21 protein-coding genes are annotated in these 18,770 nt (G+C 38.2%); 17 read left to right on the forward strand and 4 right to left on the reverse strand.

The window, feature by feature from the left end; all coding sequences use genetic code 11:
- The first annotated feature begins 217 nt into the window (after positions 1-217).
- The 6 genes from J4G36_RS02215 to J4G36_RS02240 all read left to right on the forward strand — a co-directional run bounded on the left by J4G36_RS02215 (position 218) and on the right by J4G36_RS02240 (position 7,833).
- Positions 218-772, forward strand: a complete 555-nt coding sequence (locus J4G36_RS02215; RefSeq protein WP_210468289.1) for a GNAT family N-acetyltransferase — start codon at positions 218-220, stop codon at positions 770-772.
- 177 nt (positions 773-949) lie between these two features.
- Complete coding sequence (locus J4G36_RS02220) at positions 950-2,392, forward strand: PTS mannitol transporter subunit IIBC (RefSeq protein WP_210468291.1); 1,443 nt, start codon at positions 950-952, stop codon at positions 2,390-2,392.
- Between the two features lie 81 nt (positions 2,393-2,473).
- Complete coding sequence (locus J4G36_RS02225) at positions 2,474-4,564, forward strand: BglG family transcription antiterminator (protein ID WP_210468293.1); 2,091 nt, start codon at positions 2,474-2,476, stop codon at positions 4,562-4,564.
- A gap of 12 nt (positions 4,565-4,576) precedes the next feature.
- The gene (locus tag J4G36_RS02230; protein WP_210468295.1) at positions 4,577-5,014 is read left to right on the forward strand and encodes a PTS mannitol transporter subunit IIA; all 438 of its coding nucleotides are present in this window, start codon (positions 4,577-4,579) and stop codon (positions 5,012-5,014) included.
- Between the two features lies 1 nt (position 5,015).
- Complete coding sequence (locus tag J4G36_RS02235; RefSeq protein ID WP_210468297.1) at positions 5,016-6,164, forward strand: mannitol-1-phosphate 5-dehydrogenase; 1,149 nt, start codon at positions 5,016-5,018, stop codon at positions 6,162-6,164.
- Between the two features lie 223 nt (positions 6,165-6,387).
- Complete coding sequence (locus J4G36_RS02240) at positions 6,388-7,833, forward strand: WD40/YVTN/BNR-like repeat-containing protein (protein WP_210468299.1); 1,446 nt, start codon at positions 6,388-6,390, stop codon at positions 7,831-7,833.
- A 137-nt stretch (positions 7,834-7,970) separates the two neighbouring features.
- Here the strand turns inward: J4G36_RS02240 and J4G36_RS02245 are convergent, their stop codons facing one another.
- Positions 7,971-8,327 (reverse strand): hypothetical protein, encoded by a 357-nt coding sequence (locus J4G36_RS02245; protein ID WP_210468301.1) that lies wholly within the window; start codon positions 8,325-8,327, stop codon positions 7,971-7,973.
- Positions 8,328-8,465: 138 nt separating this feature from the next.
- On the opposite strand from J4G36_RS02245, the gene J4G36_RS02250 reads away from it, so the two are divergent.
- Positions 8,466-8,678 carry a DUF6366 family protein gene (locus J4G36_RS02250; RefSeq protein WP_210468303.1) on the forward strand — a complete coding sequence of 71 codons (213 nt, stop codon included), beginning with the start codon at positions 8,466-8,468 and terminating at the stop codon, positions 8,676-8,678.
- A gap of 59 nt (positions 8,679-8,737) precedes the next feature.
- On the opposite strand, the gene J4G36_RS02255 is transcribed toward J4G36_RS02250, so the two are convergent.
- Positions 8,738-9,535 (reverse strand): histidinol-phosphatase HisJ family protein, encoded by a 798-nt coding sequence (locus J4G36_RS02255; protein ID WP_210468305.1) that lies wholly within the window; start codon positions 9,533-9,535, stop codon positions 8,738-8,740.
- A gap of 126 nt (positions 9,536-9,661) precedes the next feature.
- Between J4G36_RS02255 and hisZ the strand changes: the two genes are divergently transcribed.
- The 9 genes from hisZ (at position 9,662) to J4G36_RS02300 (ending at position 16,514) form a co-directional block, all read left to right on the forward strand.
- Positions 9,662-10,882: an ATP phosphoribosyltransferase regulatory subunit gene (gene hisZ, locus J4G36_RS02260; protein ID WP_210468307.1), complete on the forward strand. Its 1,221-nt coding sequence runs from the start codon at positions 9,662-9,664 to the stop codon at positions 10,880-10,882.
- The gene (gene hisG, locus J4G36_RS02265) at positions 10,883-11,509 is read left to right on the forward strand and encodes an ATP phosphoribosyltransferase (RefSeq protein WP_210468316.1); all 627 of its coding nucleotides are present in this window, start codon (positions 10,883-10,885) and stop codon (positions 11,507-11,509) included.
- 6 nt (positions 11,510-11,515) lie between these two features.
- Positions 11,516-12,796 (forward strand): histidinol dehydrogenase, encoded by a 1,281-nt coding sequence (gene hisD, locus J4G36_RS02270; RefSeq protein WP_210468318.1) that lies wholly within the window; start codon positions 11,516-11,518, stop codon positions 12,794-12,796.
- Between the two features lies 1 nt (position 12,797).
- Complete coding sequence (hisB, locus tag J4G36_RS02275) at positions 12,798-13,382, forward strand: imidazoleglycerol-phosphate dehydratase HisB (protein ID WP_210468320.1); 585 nt, start codon at positions 12,798-12,800, stop codon at positions 13,380-13,382.
- Between the two features lie 161 nt (positions 13,383-13,543).
- Complete coding sequence (gene hisA, locus J4G36_RS02280; RefSeq protein ID WP_210468331.1) at positions 13,544-14,266, forward strand: 1-(5-phosphoribosyl)-5-[(5-phosphoribosylamino)methylideneamino]imidazole-4-carboxamide isomerase; 723 nt, start codon at positions 13,544-13,546, stop codon at positions 14,264-14,266.
- Positions 14,256-15,029 (forward strand): imidazole glycerol phosphate synthase subunit HisF, encoded by a 774-nt coding sequence (gene hisF, locus J4G36_RS02285; protein ID WP_210468332.1) that lies wholly within the window; start codon positions 14,256-14,258, stop codon positions 15,027-15,029. Before hisA ends, hisF begins: the two co-directional genes overlap by 11 nt.
- Complete coding sequence (hisIE, locus tag J4G36_RS02290) at positions 15,013-15,636, forward strand: bifunctional phosphoribosyl-AMP cyclohydrolase/phosphoribosyl-ATP diphosphatase HisIE (RefSeq protein WP_210468333.1); 624 nt, start codon at positions 15,013-15,015, stop codon at positions 15,634-15,636. Before hisF ends, hisIE begins: the two co-directional genes overlap by 17 nt.
- Before the next feature lie 111 nt (positions 15,637-15,747).
- Positions 15,748-16,293 (forward strand): hypothetical protein, encoded by a 546-nt coding sequence (locus J4G36_RS02295; protein ID WP_210468334.1) that lies wholly within the window; start codon positions 15,748-15,750, stop codon positions 16,291-16,293.
- Positions 16,294-16,349: 56 nt separating this feature from the next.
- Complete coding sequence (locus J4G36_RS02300) at positions 16,350-16,514, forward strand: hypothetical protein (protein ID WP_210468335.1); 165 nt, start codon at positions 16,350-16,352, stop codon at positions 16,512-16,514.
- A gap of 51 nt (positions 16,515-16,565) precedes the next feature.
- Here the strand turns inward: J4G36_RS02300 and J4G36_RS02305 are convergent, their stop codons facing one another.
- Positions 16,566-16,943, reverse strand: a complete 378-nt coding sequence (locus J4G36_RS02305) for a hypothetical protein (RefSeq protein ID WP_210468336.1) — start codon at positions 16,941-16,943, stop codon at positions 16,566-16,568.
- Between the two features lie 128 nt (positions 16,944-17,071).
- Positions 17,072-17,389, reverse strand: a complete 318-nt coding sequence (locus tag J4G36_RS02310; protein ID WP_210468337.1) for a YflT domain-containing protein — start codon at positions 17,387-17,389, stop codon at positions 17,072-17,074.
- Between the two features lie 372 nt (positions 17,390-17,761).
- On the opposite strand from J4G36_RS02310, the gene J4G36_RS02315 reads away from it, so the two are divergent.
- Entirely contained in the window at positions 17,762-18,766 is a 1,005-nt protein-coding gene (locus J4G36_RS02315; RefSeq protein WP_246880372.1) for a TAXI family TRAP transporter solute-binding subunit, read from the forward strand.
- Positions 18,767-18,770 lie beyond the last annotated feature (4 nt).

The following is an 18,770-nucleotide window of genomic DNA, read 5'->3' on the forward strand; positions in this document are numbered from 1 at the left end:
TAACTGTTGGCGTGGCGTCTAGTGTTTTTTGTTGCACCAACTATCGCGCGGGTAGAAGGTCCTCACTTGCAAGAAAATCCTATTCAGTGCAAGCAAATCGCATATAACTGCAAGCAAAACTTTTTGCCGGGAAAATTAGGATAATCGTTGATAAATTATGTTACTATGATGTGTATATTTTAATAAACAGTTACTGACAAAAGGGAGTTGCCTTTAAATGAAAAGAATTAAACTAGCTATGGTGAGGAAAAACATGTTAAATATTCCTCAATATTCGCTACCAGCTGAGTTTCGAATCAGGTTGTTTGAAGAAGGGGACGAAAAGAATTGGACGAGGATTGAAACAAGTGTAGGGGAATTTAAAGATGAAAATGCCGCCCTTGCACATTTTAAAAATGAATTTGGTGCACATATTGATGAAATGACTGCGCGTTGTTTGTTCATTGAAAATGAGCAAGGAGAAGCGATTGCTACGACAACTGCTTGGTACGGTGATTTGGAAGGCTATGGTGAAGGATTAGGTAGGATTCACTGGGTAGGCGTGGTGCCGGAATATCAAGGAAGAAAACTTTCGAAACCGCTACTGAGTGAAGCGATGAATATTTTGGCCCGTCATCATTCGCAAGCATATCTAACATCTCAAACGACTAGTTATCAGGCGGTTAATATGTACTTGAATTATGGATTTGAACCATACCTGACTAGCACAACATGTGATGAAGCTTGGGCCTTGATGGAACAAACTTTGAATCGGAAAATGATAAAGTATTAAAGCTTCGACAAGAATAGTTTCATGAGAAATCCCCGTACATAAAAAGATGGCAACAATAGATGTGACAAAATGGCGTTTTCATTCAATAGCTTATTGGGTGAAAACGCTCTACTATTGAAAAGAATCGAATGAAATATTATCGTGTCATATGCAAAGTTAAGAAAGGAGTTTATGTAAATGGTAAAAGAACCACAACAAAATAGAGATATTAAAGTTAGGATTCAACGTTTTGGAAGTTTCCTAAGCGGCATGATCATGCCGAATATAGGCGCGTTTATTGCTTGGGGATTAATCACCGCGTTATTCATTCCTACAGGTTGGATTCCGAATGCAGGTTTTGCAGAACTGGTAGATCCAATACTATTCTACTTATTGCCTATTTTAATTGGTTTTACTGGTGGACGTATTGTTTATGATATTCGCGGAGGAGTCGTTGGTGCGACGTTGACAATGGGTGTCATTGTTGGTGCAGATATTCCAATGTTCCTTGGTGCGATGATTGTAGGACCTTTAGGTGGTTGGGTCATTAAGAAGTTTGATAAATTGATTGAAGGAAAAGTGAAGTCAGGTTTTGAGATGCTTGTCAATAATTTCTCAGCGGGAATTATTGGAGGTGCTTTAACGCTTGTCGCTTATAAAGGAATTGGTCCTTTAGTGGAGGGGTTAAATAAATCTCTTGCAGCGGGTGTTCAAGTAATCGTTGATGCAAACTTATTGCCGATTGCGAGTGTATTTATTGAACCGGGGAAAGTATTGTTCTTAAATAACGCCATTAACCACGGTGTGTTAAGCCCAATTGGAATCGAGCAATCCGCGCAAGTCGGAAAATCAATACTCTTTCTATTAGAATCGAATCCAGGACCAGGGCTTGGGATTTTACTGGCCTATATGGTTTTTGGTAAAGGTATGGCGAAACAAACAGCATCCGGTGCAGGTTTTATTCATTTCCTGGGTGGAATTCATGAAATTTATTTCCCGTATATTTTAATGAGACCGCTACTTTTGGTCGCGGTAATTTTCGGGGGGGCAGCTGGCGTATTGACATTCCAGTTATCGGGAGCAGGTTTAGTTGCAGCAGCATCACCTGGTAGTATAATTGCAATCCTTGCGCTTACTCCTAAAGGCGGTTATATCGGTGTCATTGCCGGAGTTCTAGTTGCAACAGCCGTGTCATTCATTATAGCGGCACTTATATTAAAGACTGCCAAGCAATCAGATGAAGATGATGAAGAGTTGGCGAAAGCGACGGAAAAGACATCTGCATTAAAAGGGAAAGAAAGCCACGCAGCTGATTTGATGCAACAACCAGTTGTGGAAGAACCTACGAATGAAATTTCATTTTCTGATGTCAAAAGCATTATATTCGCTTGTGACGCGGGAATGGGTTCCAGTGCAATGGGTGCCGGCATATTAAGAAACAAAGTGAAGAAAGCAGAACTTGACATCGCTGTTTCAAATATGGCGATTAACAATTTACCTGCTGATGCAAAAGTTGTCATAACCCATAAAGATTTAACAGAACGTGCGCAGGAAAAAGTACCAACCGCTTACCATATTTCTGTAGAAAACTTTTTAAACAGCCCGAAATATGATGAACTTCTTGACAAGCTGCAGGAATAAATAAAGCCAATAAAACTCAGCTTATGTAATGTAAGCTGAGTTTTACTGATGAAAATCTAGCTTGATAATGGAGTGTTTCTAATGTATATTTCTGCAAGGGAAAAATTGATCGTGGAAATATTGCTCGATAAACGCGACGAATTAACAATTAAAGATTTGGCGGAGGAAATTGGTGTCAGTTCCCGAACCATTCATCGTGATTTAAAAGGTATTGAAAAGCTTTTAAATGAGCATGATCTTGGACTTGTCAGAAAAACCGGCGTCGGAATTCAAATTACTGGGTCTGAAGAAAATAAAGAAAACCTGAAAAGAAGGCTGATGACGCTTTCCTTACAGGATTATATGGCTGACGAAAGACAAACGTTGATTCTATGCACATTATATGAAGCAACAGGACCCGTAAAATTATTTACTTTGGCAAATGAATTGCGGGTCACAGCTGCGACGATAAGCGCTGATTTAATAAAGTTAGAAGAACAATTAGAACACTTTCAACTATCCATCCTAAGAAAAAGAGGATATGGCATTGAATTGAGCGGTCCCGAAAAAGCGAAGAGAAGGGCAATTAGTTATGTGATTGCCAAGTCATTAAAAGAGGATGAATTTTTATCTTTGATAGAAGGCAGTCTTCAAAAGAAATTTGCTATTCAAGAAAATGCTATTTCAGAGCGCTTACTGCATCTTGTTGATCGAGAAAAGTTGCTTGTTATTGAGGATGTCATGCGCGAATTAAAAAATGACACCCTCATTTCAATTACGGATAATGCTTACGTCGGGCTAATCGTCCATTTAGCGTTGGCAATTGAGCGCATTAAGCAAGGCGAGAAAATTGAAATGAATAAAGATTTTTTAAACCAGCTGAAACAGGAACCGGAATACGAGACTGCACGGAAAATTATTAGTCAGTTAATTTCACGTTTCAACATTGAAATTCCAGAAGCTGAAATTGGCTATATTACGATGCATCTACAAGGGGCTAAACTTCGACAAAATGAAGAAAATTTGCTTGAAGTTCCAAGTTTCACAGTCATGATGCAGGCGAAGAGATTAATACAAAACGTTGAAGAAATTACAGGTTATCAGTTGACGAACAATGCCCCGCTTTTGGAAGGGCTTGTCACGCATCTTAGACCCGCTTTATATCGGATTGAACAAAATATGGGGATTACAAACCCTTTGATACAAAGCATACGCAAGGATTATAAGGATTTATTTCAAATTGTTTCCGAAGCATGCGAAAAGGTATTTACCGATATTAAGATTCCTGATGAAGAAATAGGTTTTTTAGTGATGCATTTTGGGTCTGCTATTATAGGTTTGACTGGGAAAAACAATTTGAAAGCCTATGTTGTTTGTTCTAGCGGAATTGGGACTTCTAAAATGTTAGCAACTCAGCTACGAAGAGAAATTCGGGAGATAGAAGAAGTTAGGAACGTTTCTGTTTTCGAACTCAATGAACTTCAGATTTCGGATCGAGATTTAGTGATTTCAACGATTCATTTGCAAGATTTCTCACATGAATATATTATGGTTAGTCCATTTTTAACAACGGAAGAAGTAACTCAAATCGAATTATTTGTAAAGAGAAAAATGCTCATTAAAGCAGCACCTGAATTGAAGGAACATGTTACTAGCATAGAAGCTATCGTAGCGCGAATGGAGCGTATTCAATTTTATACAGAAGCCGTGGCCGATTTGTTAGCTGGATTTCAACATACGACAGAAGAAGACGGCCTACCACTAGAAACTTGTATCCAAAATATGTGCGAGCACTTGGAAAGAAAACAAGTCATTAAAAATGCGGAAGTGATAACAGAAGCATTGTTTGCAAGGGAAGCACTTGGCGGTTTTGGTATTCCTGATACGAAGTTGGCTTTATTTCACACGAAACATGGACAAGTGCTAAAGCCTTCGTTTACAGTACATACGCTTAGGGAACCAATTGTAATGAAGGCAATGGACGGAAATGACATTGAAGTGCATCAGGTTTTACTGTTATTGTCGCCGGATCCATATCACGAACCGGGGTTAGAAGTGTTGAGTTTAATAAGCACTTTAATTATCGAAAGTGAACAAAGTATTGAGTTATTTGAATCTAAGGACGAGACCCTGATTCATGCTTATTTAGGGTCAAAGTTAGAACGATTTGTAGATGAAAAAATTAAAAACTGAGGAGTGTTAGTCATGTCATTATCAATTTTATCAGCAGAAAATATCGTTTTAAATAAGGTGTTAACAAACAAAGAAGAAGCAATTCGTTTTACAGGGCAGGTTCTTGTCGATAGAGGATACGTTGAGTCGGCATATATCGAGAAAATGCTTGAGCGTGAAGAAATGACTTCTACATTTATGGGGAATTTTGTTGCGATTCCGCATGGTACTGATGATGCAAAAACAGAGGTGAAAAACTCTGGACTAGCGATTATTCAAGTACCGGAGGGTGTCGACTTTGGCGACGGGAATATCGTAAAATTGATCATTGGAATTGCTGGAAAAGGCGATGAGCATTTAGAGATTCTTTCTAACATTGCAATCGTTGTTTCAGAAATAGAAAATGTTGAGAAAATCGTAAGTGCTACCACAGAAGAGGAAGTTCTTTCTTTCTTTGAAGGGGTTAACTAATATGCAAGCAGTGCATTTCGGCGCAGGAAATATAGGAAGAGGCTTTATCGGAAGCTTATTGTATCAATCAGGATATGAGACATGCTTTATCGATGTGAATAGCGAAATTGTCGACTTGATAAACGAAAAACAAGCGTATACCGTTCAACTTGCTAACGCGACACAGGATGAATCGATTGTAAAAAATGTGCGAGCGATTAATAGCGCGGTAAATCCTGAGCAAGTGATTGAGGCTATCAGCAAGGCTGACTTGGTGACAGCAGCAGTTGGACCGAATATCTTACCCCATATCGCGGGTCTACTCGCTAAGGGACTTCAGCAGCGATTGACGCATACTAAAACGCCATTAACAATCATTGCTTGTGAGAATATGATTGGCGGCAGTGCGTTTCTGAAAGAGAAAGTTTATGAACAGTTAAGCGATGAGGAAAAAACTTCATTTGATCAGTTTTTCAGTTTTCCCAATGCAGCGGTAGATCGTATCGTGCCAAACGAAGTAAACGACGACAAGTTACTTGTTAAAGTAGAACCTTTTTACGAGTGGGTTGTGGAAGATGCAGAGATCATTGGCGATAATCCACCCGTTAAAGGAATTACTTTTGTAGAAAACTTGGAACCGTTCATTGAGAGAAAGCTATTTACAGTGAATACTGGACATGCGACTGTAGCGTATTTAAGCTATCAAGCGAATATAGGTATCATTCACGAGGCATTAGCTGATGAAGCTGTAAAGACGACTACCAAGAAGGTATTGCAAGAAACAGGCAGACTTCTTGTTGAGAAATATCAATTCGATGAAGAGAAGCATAACGAATATATTCAAAAAATCATCGGTCGTTTTGCAAATCCATTTATTACTGATGAGACGACCAGGGTAGGACGTTCCCCGGTGCGTAAACTGCAATCGAATGATCGATTCATCAGCCCTGCACAACAGTACTGTGACTTGTTTAATGAAGTCCCTAGGAATTTAGTATCCGCGATTGCGGCTGCATTCCGTTATGATTACGTGGAAGATCCTGATGCTGTTGAAATTCAATCAGCAATTCGGGAAGAAGGAATCGAATTTGCGATTGAAAAGTATACTGGCTTAACAACTGGTACAGCACTATTTACTGCGATTGAAGATCAATATAAGAAATTAGACTAAAATATTACCGTGTACTTGAACGATTCCTTGTTCAAGTACACGTTTTTTTTGTTACGGATATTCGATTATAAGGCAGTAAAATCATCACTTTTTTTCATTGTAATAATCATATCAGCGCATAATAAGTCTAATAACTGTTTTAGTTACATTGGATTTAAGAAGGTATATAACGAAGTATTTACTCCATCCTAAAAATGCGCTTAATCATAGGATGGTGGTAATTTTGAGTTTCTTAAAAACAATATTTTGTTTATTATTTATTTCTTTAGTTTTTGTAAATTTCATTGGCAATGAGGGTTTCGCTTCAGAAGGTGAAATTACATTAAGAGAAGCAATTGACATTGGATTCGAGAGAGCAAAAGAATGGAATGAAAACGCAACACTTACAAGTGTAAACAGTGTAGATGAAACGATGGAAGGCTCGAGAGGAGAAGCAGGGAAACGCTTTAAATGGGTTATGATCTTTATTGTTCCAGGTACAGAGGATTTTGTGATAATTGGAATCACGGAAAAGAAAATTACCTTGTTTGAAACAAGTAAGCAAACTCCGGATCCAACAATATCCTACGATGAGATTAAGTTGGATAGCCCTGATGTTGTCCAACTAGCAAAGGATAAATACGGCCTAAAACAAGGAATAGATTGGGCAACGGGCTATAACTTTACACTAGATAGTATTGATGGCAAGCCCATTCTAACAGTGTTTGGAAATGATCAAGATAATCGCTTTACTTCAATTTCTTTCAATGCTCAAAACGGAGAAGTGGTCAGTGCCATGCATAAATTACCATACGGTGGCGGATTACTATCCAAACGTATGGGTACCGATACCTTAACAAGAAAAGGGATGGCAATTACGGGAGTTGTCGCTGGAAACAAAAAGTTAGTCGTATGGGGAGACAAAAAGCCCACACAATTTAGTACAACCAAGCAACCTTTTATTGAATTGAGCAAAAACAACGGAAAGTCCGGGACAGAGCTCCAAGTTAATAATTATGTCACACACGCGTGGTTTGATAAAAATGATCGCTTATACGCGGCAACGGAAAAAGAAATATGGGCGGGTATTACATCAAAGAATAAAGGAACGAAAATTCTATCGTTAGACCACATGATTGAGCTCGTAGATTATTCAATCGACAACCATATAGCTGTGCTATCAAATGGAACTATTTATTATACAACCAATCAAGGGGAAAGTTGGGACACGGCGATTGTTCCCAAACCATTTTATGCGATTCAAATATCGGATAATGGTGATTTGTTAGGACTCACAGAAGATAGGAAGCTTTTGCAAAAGACAAATGATGGCTGGAACGAGATAGCCATGCCGAATAGTAATGATGTACCTGATGACATGAAAGTGAATCATAATAGGTTATTCATTACCACAGAAAGTGGCATTTGGACCCGAAATCTTCAAGAAGGTAATTGGAGAAAGATTCAAGTTGATGAAATGGTAGGTAAGTTTATTAAAAAAGGAGAGAAATTATTCGGATACACATATAGAGGTGAAGCGATTTATTCCATTAGTACGAAAGATGACGGAAAATCTGAAAAAGTGTTTGATGCCGTGGATACCATCGTTTGGGATGTGGATATCATGGGAGATACGTTATGGATAGCAACCATACCAAATTATTCGTGGGAAGAAATGATGATTCAGTAGAGACGATAAATTTCATTACATTACTAAAAACGCTGAACAGATAAATTCAGCGTTTTTTATGTTAATTGTTAAATTAATTGAACATCAGGCACTAATAGCCCAAGTAATCCTCTGATTTGAATCTCTTTGTAACGGGTTCATTCATTTACATTTTGATTATAAAACATAATAGCATCTTCAATATCTGTTGTCTCAAAGACAATTCCTTTGTGATCTAGAAATATATAATAAGGAGCTTTATCTATTTTTAATAAAGGATGTGTATTATTAATTACGCTAAAATAAATTGAGATAATTTCAGAAATACCACGTTCACCAAAGTTTGTTAAGAAATTTGGTGTTCCTATAATTTCATTATCTGGAACAACGACTATTATTGATAATTCTCCCTTCCTGGGTAAATCATTTGGATAGGGATAACCTCCCTTCGAAAAATGTGCCACAGTAAGAACAATAAATATGAAAAGTACTAAAAAACGTGGACTTACCTTCACTTAAATCACTCCTAACCATATTATTATTCGAAAGGGTACGATTATATAGATATATCTGATAATATTAGAGTATCATAAGAAAGATACAAAACTATTAGGGAATATAAAATAGGAATTATTTCGGGAGTGGCAGCTAATTTGAATAAACATAAAGAAACGCCTGAAGAAAAAAGAGAAAGATTAAGGCAGAGTGAATTGAAAAATAATTCTACGGGTTCTCTGCACGATTCTCTTAATAGGGGAAGTAGTGGGAATCTAACTGATTTAACGGGCGGGTTAGGTTGGAAAGGTATGGGTTTACTAATTATCAGCATTATAGTTGGGTATGTTTTATATCATCTCTTGTTTTGAAGATAATTTAAATGTGAAACAGAAGAGAGCAAAAAGACTCTTCTGTTTCACAACGCCATTTATAACAGTCCTTCAATCGGATGAAACGTCGGTTGTTGCTGATCAAATGTCGCAATATAGTTAAATCCAACTGACTGTAGCAACGCTAATGATTCCTTGAAATCAAATGCAATTTCCCCCACGCGGTGTGCATCTGAACCCAACGTAATAACTTCACCGCCGCATTGTTTATATAGCTTTAAAACGTCATCGCTTGGCATGGCATGTGGCAAGCCATATCGAACACCCGATGTATTTAACTCGATGCCTTTTCCCGCAGGAATAATTTCATTGAATATAGCCGACAGTTCATCGTGGAAACGTGCGGTTGGCTGTTTTTTTGAATAACGTTTGACTAGATCAACATGTCCCAACACATTAAATCGCTTAAAGTTTTTCACACAATCAAATAGTTCATCGTAATAAACCATATAGGCCTCTTCAATTGTCCTGCCCTCAAAAATTTCCCCATAATGTAAACTTTTCTTTTCGGTCGTATGCATAGAACAAATAACAAAGTCGAACGCTTCTTTGTCCATTAAAGTCTCATATTTATGTAGTAAATGGGGTTGTACGCCAATTTCGATTCCTTTTTTCAAACGAATTTGTCCATCATATTTCTTTTGCAAATGATTTATTGTCTCGCTGTATTCACGTAAATCGAGATCGAAAACAATCGTTTCATCTGGATACTCATAATCGATATGTTCAGTAAAACAAATTTCTTTCAGTCCTTTTTCAATAGAACCAACGACCATATCTTCCATTGAAGTCGTACAATCTGCAGAAAAATGGCTATGCATATGGTAATCAAACATCAAAATTCCTCCTTGTGTTGACAATCAGTATTTCATATATTATAGTAATAAACAACTTCACTCTAGTAAAGTATTAAAGTGTTCGGCGGAAAGGTGTGAAAATTACAATTGTATAATGATTATAGAATGAATGACCAAAATGTCAAAGACTATCAAAGGTATGAACGTACAATTAAAACGATTAATAAAAGATTTAAAACATACGGTTATGAACGCATAAAAACACCGATGTTTGAACAATACGACCTGTATTCACAAGTGAAAAGTTCTATCAACCAAAAAGAAATGATGAAAATAATTAATCGAACTGGCGAAGTTTCTGTACTTCGACCGGATATTACAGTACCGATTACTAAGCAACTAGCAGATAACTATCCTAAGCTACCAAATGATTTACGTTATTATTACGTCCAAGATGTTTTCAGACAATCGTCATTTGAGGAAGATAGTATTGAAGGCACGCAAGCCGGAGTTGAGTATTTTTGTGAAACTTCTCCTGAAGCGGATGCAGAAGTAATTGCGCTTGCATGCCATACCTTGAAGGATTTAGGTTTCAGTGAAATAAAAATTGAAATGGGTCATGCCGGTTTCTTTCAGGAATTAATTCAAATGATAGATTTAGATACGCCAGATATCGAACAGTTGAAGGGTTTAATACAAGCGAAAAATATTGTAGAACTTAGACCTTTCCTTAAGCAATTCAATATCGCTGAGGACATTATCGACGCGATTGTTACGATTCCAATGTTATACGGGAATCCAATGGAAGTGAGCGAAAGAGCCGAGAACATGATCAAAACAGAGAAAATGGACGAAACGCTCGCATATCTGTTAGAAGTCTATGAAATTCTTAAATTATATGGATTGAAGGATAATATCGTACTCGATTTAGGGCTTATCAATCATATGGGGTATTATTCGGATGTGATTTTCCAAGGTTTTGTGGAGAAGTTTGGGAAGCCTGTTTTAATGGGGGGCCGTTACAACCAGTTGGGCAATGAATTCGGCGCGGACTTACCGGCAATCGGTTTTGCATGTGAGGTAGAGTCGCTTGTAACAGCTTTAACAACCGGTACCGTCTCCGTGCGAACACCGATTGATATTAAAATACTTTACGGTGATGATAATTTACAACAATCCATTCTAATTGCCAATGAATTACGTGAGCGAAACTATACAGTTCTTTCTTATCCACTATTGAAGGCATCATCGAATGTGCAAGACAGCATTTATCAATTAATGATTTCAAATGACCAAAATATATTTAAGTATCGGGAAGAGGAAACTTCATTCCAATCCTTAAATGAATTACTCAAGATGTTAAATGGTGCGAAAGGGGCAATGTAAGTGGATTATCTAACATTAGCCATTGCGACTGGACGTACGTCAAAACAGGCAATGAATCTACTCGAAAAAGCAGGACTGAACTTTCCGGATTATCATAATAAAAGTCGGAAACTAGTCATGTACGATGAAACAGAAACAGTAAAGCTCATCTTTGTGAAAACAGCTGATTTAACTACATACGTAGAAAAAGGTGCAGCGGATATTGGGGTCATTGGGAAAGACACAATTATGGAAGTACAACCTGATGTCTATGAACTAGTGGATCTGAACCTCGGGAAATGTCAAGTCGTTGTTGCTGGTTTTCCTACTCAAAAGCTGCAGAATGGTGCGCCTTTAACTGTGGCAACAAAGTATCCTATCATTACAAAAGCATTTTTCGATAGAAAAGGAATTCGTGTTGAAACGATAAAGTTGAACGGTTCCATCGAATTGGCACCGCTTATTGGTTTATCCGAAGTGATTGTCGACATTGTTGAAACAGGAACGACGTTGAAAGAAAACGGACTTGTCGTGTTGGATAAAATCGTCGATATTAGTGCGAGACTCATTGTGAATAAAGCGAGTTTCGCTACAAAAACGAACCAAATTGAACGGTTTATAACGAAGGTAAAAGTAGTATTGGAGTGATGGTTGTTGAAAATACTTACTGGCGAACAATATGAGATTGAATTAAATAAGAGCGATACAACAATCGGTAGTCATGAAGATTTAGATCGAACTGTGCTGAAAATTATCGAACAGGTTCGAGAAAGAGGTGACGAAGCGCTTATCGAATACACGGCTCAATTTGACAAGGTGGAGCTGGATAATTTACTCGTCTCCCAAGAGGAATTCATTGAGGCGAGAGCGTTAGTCAGTGATGAATTTATAGTCGCAATCAAGAAAGCCCATGAAAATATTAGCGCTTTTCATGAGGAGCAAACTGAAAAATCTTGGTTTACAACGAAAGCGAGTGGTATATTTCTAGGACAAAAAATAACACCTCTCGCTCGTGTAGGAATCTATGTCCCTGGTGGAAAGGCAACGTATCCTTCAACGGTTTTGATGAATGCGATCCCTGCAAAAATAGCCGGCGTAAAAAACATTGCGATTACAACGCCAGCGGGGCAAGACGGAAAGATCAATCCGCATGTTCTAGTTGCCGCCGCTGAAGTCGGGATTGAAACGATTTATAAAGTTGGTGGTGCACAAGCCGTTGCGGCATTGGCATATGGAACGGAGACGGTACAAAAAGTTGCGAAGATTGTTGGCCCTGGAAATGCGTATGTTGCACGTGCGAAAAAGTGGGTGTTCGGTGATGTCGCGATTGATATGATTGCAGGTCCTAGTGAAATTTGTGTTGTCGCCGATGAAACCGCAGTACCCAGATACGTGGCAGCGGATTTATTGTCACAAGCGGAGCATGATGAACAAGCGACAGCGGTTTGTATCACGACAAGTCAATCTTTTGCGGAGGAATTAAGTGAAGAAGTAAAGAAACAAACGGCTTTATCAGAACGGAAGTCTATTATTGAAAAATCGATTGAAGATAATGGACGGATTGTACGCGTCGATTCATTAAATGAAGCATTTGAATTGGTTAATATACTTGCCCCGGAACATTTACAGCTAATGGTTGAAAATCCGATGGAACAAATGCAATTTATCGATAATGCGGGTGCGATTTTCTTAGGGAACCACTCACCAGAAGCCTTGGGTGATTATATAGCAGGTCCAAATCACACATTACCGACTAGTGGCACATCAACATTTTCCTCGCCGCTTGGTGTGTATGACTTCATTAAACGATCAAGTATCATTCATTATTCCGAGGAAGCATTACGGGATGTTTCGGATGATATCATTACTTTGGCAAATGCAGAAGGGTTATCGGCCCATGCAAATTCAATTGCGATTCGAAAGGCGGACAAATAATATGCGTAGTTCATCAATTTCAAGAGCAACTGCTGAAACATCAATTTCATTAGATTTTGCGATTGATGGTAGTGGAGAAACAGATATTCAAACAGGTGTTGGTTTTTTTGATCATATGCTGACTTTATTTACGAAGCATGGTTTATTCGATTTGAAAGTTGCGTGTGATGGGGATATTGAGGTTGACCAACATCACACGGTTGAAGATATTGGAATCGTATTGGGACAAGCATTCTATAAGAGCATTGGAACGAAAGAAGGCATTGACAGATATGCGACTGTGTCGATTCCGATGGATGAGGCTTTGTCGACTGTGTCGATTGATATAAGTGGGCGTCCGTTTTTCGTTTATCATGTCGAAGGATTGAAAGACAAAGTGGGGCAGTTCGATACAGAACTAGTCGAAGAGTTTTTCCAGGCATTTGTGAGCAACGCAAAAGTGACGTTACATATCAATTTGCAGTATGGGAAAAACACGCACCATATTATTGAATCGATATTTAAAGCGTTTGGAAGGGCTTTAAGCGCAGCTAGTAAGATTAATCCAGATGTTAAAGGGGTTCCTTCGACAAAGGGATTACTTTAAAGAGACATTGTGGATTTCCGTTGCGGGTGGACAGACATTTTCCAGGAAATTATGCTAGTTGTCTACGGGTGAATAGTAGTCCCGACTTGCAAGCTGCTTGATTAGTATTTTTCAAATCTAAACTACTTTATTATTATTAATCCGAAAGAAGGCGATGGTACGTGATTCTGTTTCCTGCAATTGATATAAGAAATGGCAAGTGTGTTCGACTGATACAAGGTGATTATGATCAAGAAATTATATACGGTGATTCGCCGACTGACATGGCATTGCTATGGGAAAAACAAGGGGCGGAATACATACATATCGTTGACCTTGATGGTGCAAAAACGGGCGATTCCTCAAATCGTCTTGCAATACAAGCGATAGCAAAAGCAGTTTCAATTCCTATTCAAGTGGGTGGCGGAATTCGCTCCATGGAGATTATTGATGAACATATTGAGAATGGTGTCAGTAGAATTATAATTGGGACGGCTGCCATCACAAATCGCCCTTTTTTGGAAGAAGCAGTTGGAAAATATGGCGACAAAATCGCTGTTTCAATCGATGCGCGTAACGGAATGGTCGCTACAGATGGTTGGACTGAAACGAGCAATACACTAGCCACTGACTTAATAAAAGAGTTAGCAGAAATCGGTGTAAAAACAGTCGTTTACACAGATATTTTAAAAGATGGCATGATGCAAGGACCAAATTTTCAGGAATTAAAAGAAATAAATGATGCATCCTCAATCGATATTATCGCTTCAGGTGGTGTTACCACTCAAAATGATTTTGAACTGTTAAAAGAAATGAATCTTTACGGAGCTATAATGGGAAAAGCACTTTATGAAGGCACTGTAACGTTAGACGAGCTTCTGGGAGGAGACAAGAATGGCGAGTAAACGTATTATTCCATGTTTAGATGTTGATAAAGGTAAAGTCGTAAAAGGACGGAAGTTTGAAAACATTCAAGAAGTCGCTGATCCAATTGATTTGGCAAGAAAATATGTGGCAGACGGTGCAGATGAACTTGTTTTTTATGATATTACAGCATCAACGGATAATCGGCCTTTATTTTTAGATACGATTGCGACTATCGCGAAAGAAGTTCCCATTCCATTTATCGTCGGCGGCGGTATTCGAACGCTTGAAGATATACAACACTTATTGGACGTTGGAACGGATAAAGTATCGATTAATAGTTCTGCACTAGATAATCCTCAATTTATAAAAGATGCTGCTAACAAGTTTGGCTCTGAACGCGTTATCTTATCGATGGATGTGAAAAAGGTCGGACCTTCGAAATGGTCCGTCTTTAGTAAAGGCGGACGGGTAGATACAGGCCTAGATGCTATTGAGTGGGCCGTTCAAGGTGAAGAGTTAGGTGCAGGTGAACTAGTTATTAACAGTATCGACGGAGACGGCGAGAAGGAAGGCTATGACCTAGAACTGAATCGAACCATCGCTCAAGCGGTAAAGATTCCCATTATAGCAAGTGGCGGAGCAGGGAAGATGGAAGACTTTGAGAAAGTCTTAACAGAAGGAAAATCCGATGCGGCGTTGGCAGCCTCTGTTTTTCACTATAATGAAATCAATATCCGAACACTAAAAGACTTTTTGAAAACTAATGAGTTAGGACTGATGGACAATGACGATAGAAATTGAATCTGTTTCATTCGATGAAAAAGGGCTCATTCCCACCATCGTACAAGATAGCCAAACCGGAAAGGTCTTAATGCTCGCCTATATGAATGAAGAAGCGTTAACGAAAACGATTGAAACAAAAGAAACGTGGTTCTTTAGTCGATCACGCCAAGAATTATGGCATAAAGGCGCAACTTCTGGTAACCGTCAAATTGTGAAGCAGCTTTCATTTGATTGCGATAGCGACGCCGTACTTGTTCAAGTCGAGCCGTTGGGGCCTGCTTGTCACACTGGCAAGAAATCTTGTTTTTATAACACGAGTTTGGAGGTTGAACTATCAAACCGTGAAATCGTACACGAAGTCATCGCCGAAATTAAAAATCGCCGAGCGAATCCGATAGAAGAATCATACACATCCTATCTTTTCCGAGAAGGTATCGATAAAGTGCTCAAAAAAGTCGGCGAAGAATCAAGCGAGGTAATTATCGGTGCCAAAAATGAAGATAAAGCCGAGTTAACAAGTGAACTTGCTGACTTACTTTACCATTCGCTAGTGTTGATGGAGATTTCAGATGTTAGCCTATCCGATATTAAAGAAGAATTATTGAAAAGAAGAGCTCAATCATAATGCTAGCCACTTACAGTTAAAATGCTGTAAGTGGTTTATTTGTTTTATCGGCATATCATATAGTTGATAGGATATATGGTACAGTCTGAATTAAACAGGGGTGGTGAAAAAATGGAAAAGGTTTACGAGACAAGACATGTATATATGGCAATTGCGATTGTCGTCCTGCTGATATCTCCTATACTCCTCTTGATAATACCATCGAATGTCGCAGACACCTTGTACTTTTCCCCTGACAATTGGGGTGTCATTGTACCGGGGAAGGGCTATGTCGCCTATATTATAGCTTTTTTATTTTTACTGTTAGCCCCGGCAACTCTTTTCTTTTTAGATATAAAAAGGATTTCAATTATTTTTAGCCTAATTTTTTTACTCACAAGTGGGGTTTTCTTTTATTATGCATCGTTAACCTATACAGCTTTATCAAATGATTCAATCTCATTCAGAACCCTTTTTTCCCAGGAGCAGCACATCTATCTTTGGGAAGAAATAGACAAAGCTTTTTACTATGATCGTCTACCTGGCGACGGATTTCCAGAATTTGTATTCATTTTTATTGATGGTAATCGTTTGAGATTAACCGAAAATGGCCATGTGAAAGAGCTAAGTGGCGGTATCCGGAGTATGGCGAATGTTGAATATATAGGTGTGGACTAAGATGCATCATGTATACTGAATCTAGTAATGGTTTTAGGCTAGAGGAGGTTATGGACATGGGGTCAAAATATCTAGATATTGGGCTAGCTTTGTTTATGGGGTATTTTGCATATAATCGCTATGAGAATGGACAATATGGATTTGCAATCTTGTTTGCGATTTTAGCTTTATTCAATTTGGTTATGGCAGTAATAAAACAAAAAAATAAGGCTTCATCATAAGCAAAATCTCAGGCGAAAAAACGACTACAACCGTTTCCTTGCCTGAGATTTTTAGTTAGCGTTCTTTTTTTTATTCAGTAAAATGACAATAAATTGGACAATCAATGAAAGACCAAGTCCAAATGAAGTAATGATAAACAGCGATAGGACGCCAATTAAATCACCTTGTCCATTGGCATTCATAATGAAGTTCCGAAACATTTCAATAAAAGCAATCAATAGAAATGAACTGAACATGTAAAAGGCGATTCTTAATTTGTAAAATAATATTGAAGCCATAATGATTCCGATAATTAAGCCGAAAACAGAAAAAGCAACAAAATTTAATATTTCAATTGGTTGACCCAATACGTTTCGAATTCCGACGATTAAAAGAACAAAAGTCGACAAGCCAGCAACTACACCGATTTTACCGAAGTTATTTTCCACGATTCACACCCACCTTCTAGTCTATGATACCGAATTATTGAAGACATTTGTACAATAATGTATGAAAAGCTCGTTAAAATGGCAAAACCCCCACTCGTTTAGGAGTGGGGGTAGTTATTTGTTGAAATTTAGTCTTTTTTGGCAATAACAACAAGTTTTCCATGATCCAATTCTTTTTCAGCATCGTCGGCTTCTTCAGCAGTTAACCCTGCTGCTTCCATTTTAGAACGCAATTCATCGCCTCGAGAGGAAACTAAGTTTTTCATGCTATCCAGAAAACCTTGCTCCTTCATGCCAACTTCTTCGGTATCTAATGCATCGGAGATATTTTCTTCTCTTTCCTTATAATGCGCAAAGATATAAATGTCATCTCGAGAATAGCCTTGCATCTCCAATTTCTCGACTTCTTCTTTTGCTTGTACTGCATTTTCTACGATTGTTTTCATAGTTTATATTCCCTCCAAATTTATTTCTTACTTCTTGTATACCTACATTTCCTTAGCTCTAAACAAAACTTGTAAAAATTAATCGATAAATGAATCGGATTTCCTATATTCGTGCAGTCGTCTCCTTAGTGTGTAGGATAAAAAATTATGACAGCATAATTAATAGAAGAATCCCATTGTTAAAGGAAAGTTTAACTTTAATCGCTCGCCGCTAATCAGATTATATGGAAAAGTCGTTGTATTTAAAAAGTTTAATAGTATAATCTATAATAAGCTACTACCTTTCGGTGGGCACTAACAGTTGATTAGCATTATCTCCCAGAGTACAAGCTTACTAGGGTTGTAGGAAATATAATACGAGGGGGAATTTAGTTGAAACAGACGAAAATGCGTGCTTTATTATTTCTAGTCATTGGTTTACTTGTTATACTTTCAGCTTGTAGTGGCGGAGAAAAGAAAAATATTGCGATTGGGCCACCAGCGAGTGAAACGAATAACGTATCGAAACTAATCTTAAAAGCTTATGGAATTGAAGATGCCGACTACAATAAATTCCAAGAAGGATTTGGGGATGCGGCGGACGGTGTTCAAGATGGAAATATTGATGTTTCCATTGGGATTCTAGGATTGCCAGCAGGTAGTATCGAAAGTTTGCAAGCTTCTTCGAAAGATGTGAAAATGCTAAGTCTTTCTGATGAAGCAATAAAATATATTGAGGAAAACTCAGGGTATAGAAGATTGACGATTCCAAAGGATACGTATGATTTCTTGACTGAAGATGTTGAAACTGTAACCGCTTACGCAGTTTTAATGGGGAACACAGATACGATTGATGATGAGCTCGGATATCAGATGGCAAAAATTATGGTTGAAAATGCAAGTGAAAACACACATGATCAAGCAAAACAAATGACGCTTGAAAATGCACTTCGCGGTGCTGAAGGCTTATTAATCCATCCAGGCGCTAAAAGATATTATGAAGAACAAGGACTAACTGTCGACAACGAAGTAGCGGAACTTACTGCAAAAGAAGGCGACCGGAAATCTGAATTTATTCTAGGGACAGGAAGCCAGGGCGGAACGTATTATCCGTTAGGCGGCGAAATGGCTAGCATTTGGAATAAACATATCGATGGCGTTAATGTAACGAATACAGAAACAGGTGCTTCAGTAGAAAACTTGGCAAGTATTCGTGATGGTCATATGGACTTAGGAATGGCAGTTCACGTACCTGCTGGTCAAGCATTGAACGGCGAAGCGGATTTCAAGGACAATGAAGTGAAAAATGCAGCATTCATTGGACATATTTATCCGGAGGTCATTCAAATTGTGACAAGAGAAAAAACTAAAATTACAAGCTTTGATGATTTGAAGTAATTGC

The organism is Sporosarcina sp. 6E9, assembly GCF_017921835.1.
Lineage (GTDB): Bacteria > Bacillota > Bacilli > Bacillales_A > Planococcaceae > Sporosarcina.

Bases quoted from the DNA above. Each gene is read 5' to 3' on its own strand.
- J4G36_RS02300 (WP_210468335.1), top strand. From the start codon at position 16,350: ATGGGGTCAAAATATCTAGATATTGGGCTAGCTTTGTTTATGGGGTAT.
- J4G36_RS02255 (WP_210468305.1), bottom strand. From the start codon at position 9,535: ATGTTTGATTACCATATGCATAGCCATTTTTCTGCAGATTGTACGACT.
- J4G36_RS02215 (WP_210468289.1), top strand. From the start codon at position 218: ATGAAAAGAATTAAACTAGCTATGGTGAGGAAAAACATGTTAAATATT.
- hisIE (WP_210468333.1), top strand. From the start codon at position 15,013: ATGACGATAGAAATTGAATCTGTTTCATTCGATGAAAAAGGGCTCATT.
- hisZ (WP_210468307.1), top strand. From the start codon at position 9,662: ATGAATGACCAAAATGTCAAAGACTATCAAAGGTATGAACGTACAATT.
- J4G36_RS02295 (WP_210468334.1), top strand. From the start codon at position 15,748: ATGGAAAAGGTTTACGAGACAAGACATGTATATATGGCAATTGCGATT.
- J4G36_RS02310 (WP_210468337.1), bottom strand. From the start codon at position 17,389: ATGAAAACAATCGTAGAAAATGCAGTACAAGCAAAAGAAGAAGTCGAG.
- J4G36_RS02225 (WP_210468293.1), top strand. From the start codon at position 2,474: ATGTATATTTCTGCAAGGGAAAAATTGATCGTGGAAATATTGCTCGAT.
- J4G36_RS02230 (WP_210468295.1), top strand. From the start codon at position 4,577: ATGTCATTATCAATTTTATCAGCAGAAAATATCGTTTTAAATAAGGTG.
- J4G36_RS02235 (WP_210468297.1), top strand. From the start codon at position 5,016: ATGCAAGCAGTGCATTTCGGCGCAGGAAATATAGGAAGAGGCTTTATC.
- hisF (WP_210468332.1), top strand. From the start codon at position 14,256: ATGGCGAGTAAACGTATTATTCCATGTTTAGATGTTGATAAAGGTAAA.
- J4G36_RS02220 (WP_210468291.1), top strand. From the start codon at position 950: ATGGTAAAAGAACCACAACAAAATAGAGATATTAAAGTTAGGATTCAA.
- hisB (WP_210468320.1), top strand. From the start codon at position 12,798: ATGCGTAGTTCATCAATTTCAAGAGCAACTGCTGAAACATCAATTTCA.